The following is a 6,187-nucleotide window of genomic DNA, read 5'->3' on the forward strand; positions in this document are numbered from 1 at the left end:
CATGGAATTATCACTGACGACCCTAATTATTGGGATTACTGCGATCACGAGTATCCTGGCTTTCAATCGGTACGAGATGCTCGACCGCTGGATGTTTATGCCCTATCGGATTAAAAAACGGGGACAATGGGACCGATTTATCCTGTCGGGCTTCATCCACAAAGACTACATCCATCTGCTCTTCAACATGTTTACCTTCTACTTCTTCGGAGGAGTGGTGGAGATGTTTCTGAGGTACAACTTTGGCGTAGTTATCGGCGGCGTTTTGTTTGTGGCTTTTTATCTTTTGGGAATAATAATCGCTGATATCCCCACTTACAGAAAGCATCAGGATGACAGTCAATACCGCGCGCTCGGGGCATCCGGAGGCACTTCTGCTACCGTCTTTGCCAGCATTATCATCCTGCCGCTGGCAGACATTTGCCTTTTTGCGATCATCTGTTTGCCGGGATTTATCCTGGGAGTTCTCTTTCTCATCTATTCTTATGTTAAAGGCAAGAATGGATCGGACAACATCAATCACGATGCGCACCTGTACGGAGCTATCTTTGGAATCATTTTTATCCTGATTCTGTCTCCATCGAGCGCTTGGACCTTTGTAGATCAGATCAGAGGATTCAGACTATTCTAAAAAGTAAAAGGCCGCCGAAGAGATTCGAGCGGCCTTTTACTTTTAACCCCTAATTTCCCTGCCTTTCTGAGCCACAACAAAGTCAGATTATCCAGTTGACTAAGGGCAAAAAAAAGCCCCTTCCGAAGAAGAGGCTTTGATTTTTTGAAGTAGTTCGTGTTAAGCGACAGCTGCAGGCAAAACGCTTACGTATGATCTACCATCAGCTTTGGTTTTGAAAGTCACCACACCTGGCGTCAATGCAAACAGTGTGTGATCTTTACCCAAACCTACGTTGAGGCCAGCGTGATGCTTGGTGCCTCTTTGTCTGACGATAATGTTACCAGCGATTACTACCTCGCCGCCGAATTTCTTCACACCCAGTCTCTTAGAATGTGATTCTCTACCGTTTCTGGAACTACCTACACCTTTCTTGTGTGCCATGGTTATATAAGTTTATGTCTTCCTTTTGGGAAAACTTAGAGTGTTATAGTTTCGATAAGAACTTTGGTGAAGTCTTGTCTGTGACCGTTCTTCTTCTTGTAGCCCTTGCGGCGCTTCTTTTTGAAGACAATCACCTTGTCACCTTTTACATGATCCAGGATTTTCCCAGATACCTTGGCTCCAGCTAGAAGAGGAGCGCCTACAGACACAGAGCCGTCAGCCTCAGCCAACAAAACTTGGTCAAATTCCACGGAAGCGCCAGCGTCACCGTCCAGCTTGGGAGCATAGACGTACTGATCTTTTGTTACTTTGAACTGCTTACCTGCGATGTTTACAATTGCGTACATATTCTTTGATTCTTTGTCAAAATCGGAGTGCAAATATAAGAAAGTCATCTTGAACAAAAAAACATTCTTCAAAAATCAAATACCAGAATGGAGAAGTACTTTTGAGATACAGGTGAAATCCTTTCGGGAGCTACAAAATTCCTTAATCCAATACCTGAAATTTGAAAATCCAAACGCGTCTGTTTTCGCATCGAAATCATTAATCAGCTGGCAGTCAGGCGAACAATCTGCAAGATTCCGAAAAGATTTTTATGACCAAAGGTCAAAAACAAAGTCAGTTTTACTTGTGGAAAACTTTTTCGAAAATGTTGAAAATTATCTCAAACGCCCAAAACAACCGATTTAATTCATGTTTCAATTTACCAAAAATAACTTATCTAATTGAACTATATTAGGTTATACATTTTTCGACTTTTGGTCAAAAATATCTCTAAAGTGCCGCTTTCCCATTTTTTTTTCGCTTTTTGCTTTACATATTTGTTCAGAGGCTGTTCTAAAAAGGCCGCCTTTGCTATCCCCGGACTTTATTGAGGACAAGAATTACCGCCTCAAACCCATTTTAAGAACTTCATTTATAATAGAGAGTAAGATGCAACAAGAACCAATTTTAGAAGAGAACAACGGTCGCTTTGTACTTTTTCCCATTCAGCACAATGACATTTGGCAGTATTACAAAAAAGCTGAGGCAAGCTTTTGGACTGCGGAAGAGATCGATTTGGGACAGGACATGACTGATTGGAAAGCCCTGTCTGATGGCGAAAGGCATTTTATTTCTCACGTGTTAGCATTCTTTGCAGCCAGCGACGGCATCGTCAATGAGAATCTTGCCGAGCATTTTGTCTCCGAAGTACAATACACAGAGGCCAAGTTCTTCTACGGATTCCAGATCGCAATGGAAAATATCCATTCCGAAACCTACAGCCTTTTGATTGACACTTATATCAAGGACGCTACGGAAAGAGACAAGTTGCTCAATGCGATGGAGCATATCGACTGCGTGAAGAAAAAAGCAGATTGGGCGCTGCGCTGGATTGACAACGGAAACTTCCAGGAGCGACTGATCGCGTTTGCCGCGGTCGAGGGGATTTTCTTCTCTGGATCTTTTTGCTCTATTTTTTGGTTGAAGAAACGTGGCCTCATGCCAGGACTGACGTTTTCCAACGAATTGATTTCTCGAGACGAAGGCTTGCATTGCGATTTTGCATGCCATTTGTATACCAAACACGTGGTAAATCCTCTTCCGAAAGAGACCGTCCGTGAAATCATCATGGATGCGGTGGCTATCGAAAAAGAATTTGTCACCGACGCACTGCCGGTAAGGCTGATCGGAATGAATGCTGACTTGATGTGCCAGTACATCGAGTTTGTGGCAGATCGCCTTTTGATGGAATTGGACTGTGATAAAGTCTGGAACAGCACCAATCCGTTTGACTTCATGGACATGATTTCGCTACAAGGCAAGACCAACTTCTTCGAAAAACGAGTGGGTGACTACCAAAAAGCAGGCGTAATGAAGTCCGCTGATGCTGCTGAATCCTCCTCTAGATTTTCCGTCGAGGAAGACTTTTAATTGACCTTTTTCTACCAATCCTAAAATCACCAAAGTTATGCTTGTAATCAAACGCGACGGAAGAAGAGAATCGGTACGGTTCGACAAAATCACCGCAAGGATTGAAAATCTCTGCTATGAATTGGACCCCAAATTCATCCAGCCAATCGAGGTAGCCAAGAAAGTCATTGACGGTCTTTATGACGGAGTGACCACCTCAGAATTGGATAATCTGGCAGCGGAGGTTTGCGCTTCCCTGACCGTAAGACATCCTGACTACGCCGTCCTTGCCGCTAGAATAGCCATTTCCAACCTACATAAGACCACCAGTCAGTCTTTTTCAAACACCATGAAAAGACTGTACACTTACGTCAATCCTAAAACCGGAGAAAACGCCCAGCTGCTAGACACAGAAGTCTACGGCATCATCAAGAGAAATGCAGCCCGACTCGATGCGGCGATCGACTATAAGCGAGACTTCGGCTACGATTACTTTGGCTATAAAACTCTTGATAAAAGCTACCTCATTCGCCTCGATGGCAAGGTAGTAGAAAGGCCCCAGCACATGCTGATGCGCGTCGCTGTCGGCATTCACAGAGAAGATATGGACGCTGCTATAGAGACCTACAATCTCCTTTCGGAGCGTTGGTTTACACATGCCACGCCGACGCTGTTCAATGCCGGTACCCCGAAACCTCAGCTCTCTTCCTGCTTCCTGCTGACCATGAAAGACGACAGCATCGACGGGATCTACGACACATTGAAGCAATGTGCTAAGATATCCCAATCTGCCGGCGGCATCGGTCTATCGATCCACCACGTACGTGCTAAAGGAAGCTATATCAAAGGAACCAACGGCGTCTCCAATGGTATCGTACCGATGTTGAGGAACTTTGACATGACAGCTCGCTACGTCGACCAAGGCGGAGGAAAAAGAAAAGGTAGCTTTGCCATCTATCTGGAGCCTTGGCATGCAGATATTAAGGATTTCCTTGAACTGAAGAGAAACCACGGAAAAGAAGAGATGCGGGCACGAGACTTGTTCTACGCCCTTTGGATTCCGGATCTTTTCATGAAGCGGGTGGAGCAAAATGAAGAGTGGCCACTTTTCTGCCCAAATGAGGCTCCAGGACTTTCCGATTGTCACGGCGAAGAATTCGAACGTCTGTTTGAAAAATACGAGCGCGAGGGCAGAGCCAGAGAAACCATCAAAGCGCAAGAGCTTTGGTTTGAGATCCTGGAATCCCAGATTGAGACAGGGACGCCTTACATGCTTTACAAAGACGCAGCAAACGGTAAGTCCAATCAGAAGAACTTGGGCACCATTAAATCGTCCAATCTTTGCACCGAAATCATCGAATACACCGCTCCAGATGAGGTGGCTGTTTGTAACCTTGCCTCGATTGCCATCCCTAAGTTTGTAACCACAGGCCCTGATGGCAAACCGATGTTTGACCACAACAAACTCTACGAAATCACCAAAGTCGCTACCAAAAACCTGAACAAGGTGATTGATATCAACTACTACCCGGTGGAAGAAGCCCGCAGGTCCAACTTCAGACACCGTCCGATCGGATTGGGGATTCAGGGATTGGCAGATGCATTTATTATGTTGAGAATGCCTTTTGATTCGGTAGAAGCCCGAGGCTTGAATGAAGACATCTTCGAAACCATCTATTATGCCGCCGTAGAGACTTCGATGGAGCTGGCTAGAATTCAGGGCCCCTATGAGACGTACGACGGTTGTCCTGCTTCCAAAGGCATCCTGCAATTCGATATGTGGGGCGTAACTCCAAAATCAGGAAGATGGAATTGGGACGCGATCAAAGAAAAGGTAAAGAAGTACGGAATGAGAAATTCCCTGCTCGTAGCACCGATGCCGACCGCATCTACTTCTCAGATCCTCGGCAACAATGAATGCTTTGAGCCTTATACGTCCAACTTATACACCAGAAGAACCCTCTCCGGTGAATTCATTATGGTTAACAAACATTTGATGAAGGATCTGATCGGGCTCGGCTTGTGGAACGACACGATGAGAAACCGTCTGATTTCTACCAACGGTTCCGTTCAGAATGTTCCCGGGATTCCTCAACACATCAAAGATATCTACAAGACTGTTTGGGAGATTTCTCAGAAGGTGATCATCGACATGGCCGCCGATCGCGGAGCCTATATCTGCCAATCTCAGAGTATGAATATCTTCATGCAAGATCCAAACTTTGGGAAACTGACTTCGATGCACTTTTATGCTTGGAAGAAAGGTCTGAAAACTGGTATGTATTATCTGAGATCACAAGCTGCAACTGCTGCGATCAAGTTTACTTTGGACAAGTCCTCCTTTGAGACTAAGGTTGAAAAAACTGTTGAAGTAGATCACAAAGCACAAAAGCAAGATGCGATCGCCTGCTCCCTGGACGATCCTGAAGGCTGTGAAATGTGTGGCAGCTAAAATAATTTAGAGTTCGTAAAAATGGATAAAAAGGCGTTTGATTGTATCAAGCGCTTTTTTTGTATCTTAAAATTAATCCCTCGATTATGGACATAGAGCTGATTGAAAAAAGCCTGGAGAAATTGGGCCCTGATACTCCCGCAAAATTCGGAGTAATGACCCCGCAGCACATGATAGAACATTTGACTGTCACTATCAAAATATCCTATAACAGGATTAAAATCCCAGAGTTTGAATTAACCGAAAAGCAGAGACTTCAGAAGGCTGCACTCTTAGACACTCCCCTTGACTTTCCAAAAGGCGTACTGGCGCCAGGCATGAATGTCGGCGAACTGATGCCTTTGAGAAGTAGCGATCTGGCAGAAGCAAAAAAGCAGCTCTTGAACAGCATTTCGGCTTATCACGGTTTTTTTACTGCCGATCCTATGGCTAATTCTGTTCATCCTAGATTTGGCAAGTTGGGCTATGCCGAATGGGAAAGATTTCATCCCAAGCATTTCAAGCATCACTTCGAGCAGTTTGGAATCTGGGAATAAACGGCTAGCTCCTTCCCTCTAGTTTTTTGATCGGTGCTAAAACGTTTTGCAATTGCGGTTCTTGGTATCAGTCTGTAAAGTTGGGAAGTTTGAGCGAATTGAATTTACCATTACTCCATACTTCTAAAAGCGAAAAAACGGGATAGCCATAAACGCAAAAAACCCTTTCAGTAGTCTGAAAGGGTTTGGAATAATGTGGCGGCGACCTACTCTCCCGGGTGTAACCCCAGTACCATCGGCGCTGCAGGG

The 6,187-nt window shown here is 44.8% G+C and carries 7 protein-coding genes; 4 read left to right on the forward strand and 3 right to left on the reverse strand.

From position 1 onward, the window contains the following. Window position 1: 1 nt before the first annotated feature. The gene (locus tag G459_RS0111185) at window positions 2-631 is read left to right on the forward strand and encodes a rhomboid family intramembrane serine protease (RefSeq protein ID WP_026967736.1); all 630 of its coding nucleotides are present in this window, start codon (window positions 2-4) and stop codon (window positions 629-631) included. 159 nt (window positions 632-790) lie between these two features. Here the strand turns inward: G459_RS0111185 and rpmA are convergent, their stop codons facing one another. Beyond that, window positions 791-1,054: a 50S ribosomal protein L27 gene (rpmA, locus tag G459_RS0111190; RefSeq protein WP_026967737.1), complete on the reverse strand. Its 264-nt coding sequence runs from the start codon at window positions 1,052-1,054 to the stop codon at window positions 791-793. 35 nt (window positions 1,055-1,089) lie between these two features. Further along, on the reverse strand, window positions 1,090-1,401 hold the full coding sequence (gene rplU, locus G459_RS0111195) for a 50S ribosomal protein L21 (RefSeq protein WP_026967738.1): 312 nt from the start codon (window positions 1,399-1,401) through the stop codon (window positions 1,090-1,092). A 589-nt stretch (window positions 1,402-1,990) separates the two neighbouring features. Here rplU and G459_RS0111205 point away from each other — a divergent pair. The 3 genes from G459_RS0111205 to G459_RS0111215 all read left to right on the forward strand — a co-directional run bounded on the left by G459_RS0111205 (window position 1,991) and on the right by G459_RS0111215 (window position 5,938). Continuing rightward, the gene (locus G459_RS0111205; protein WP_026967740.1) at window positions 1,991-2,971 is read left to right on the forward strand and encodes a ribonucleotide-diphosphate reductase subunit beta; all 981 of its coding nucleotides are present in this window, start codon (window positions 1,991-1,993) and stop codon (window positions 2,969-2,971) included. Between the two features lie 37 nt (window positions 2,972-3,008). Next, entirely contained in the window at window positions 3,009-5,402 is a 2,394-nt protein-coding gene (locus tag G459_RS0111210; RefSeq protein WP_026967741.1) for a ribonucleoside-diphosphate reductase subunit alpha, read from the forward strand. A gap of 86 nt (window positions 5,403-5,488) precedes the next feature. Then, a complete protein-coding gene (locus G459_RS0111215) occupies window positions 5,489-5,938 on the forward strand; it encodes a DUF1569 domain-containing protein (protein ID WP_026967742.1) in 450 nt (149 codons plus the stop codon). Between the two features lie 67 nt (window positions 5,939-6,005). On the opposite strand, the gene G459_RS30260 is transcribed toward G459_RS0111215, so the two are convergent. Continuing rightward, window positions 6,006-6,187 (reverse strand): hypothetical protein (locus tag G459_RS30260; protein WP_211234395.1); only part of this gene is annotated, 182 nt, incomplete at its 5' end.

Source organism: Algoriphagus terrigena DSM 22685, from assembly GCF_000429445.1.
Taxonomy (GTDB): Bacteria; Bacteroidota; Bacteroidia; order Cytophagales; family Cyclobacteriaceae; genus Algoriphagus; species Algoriphagus terrigena.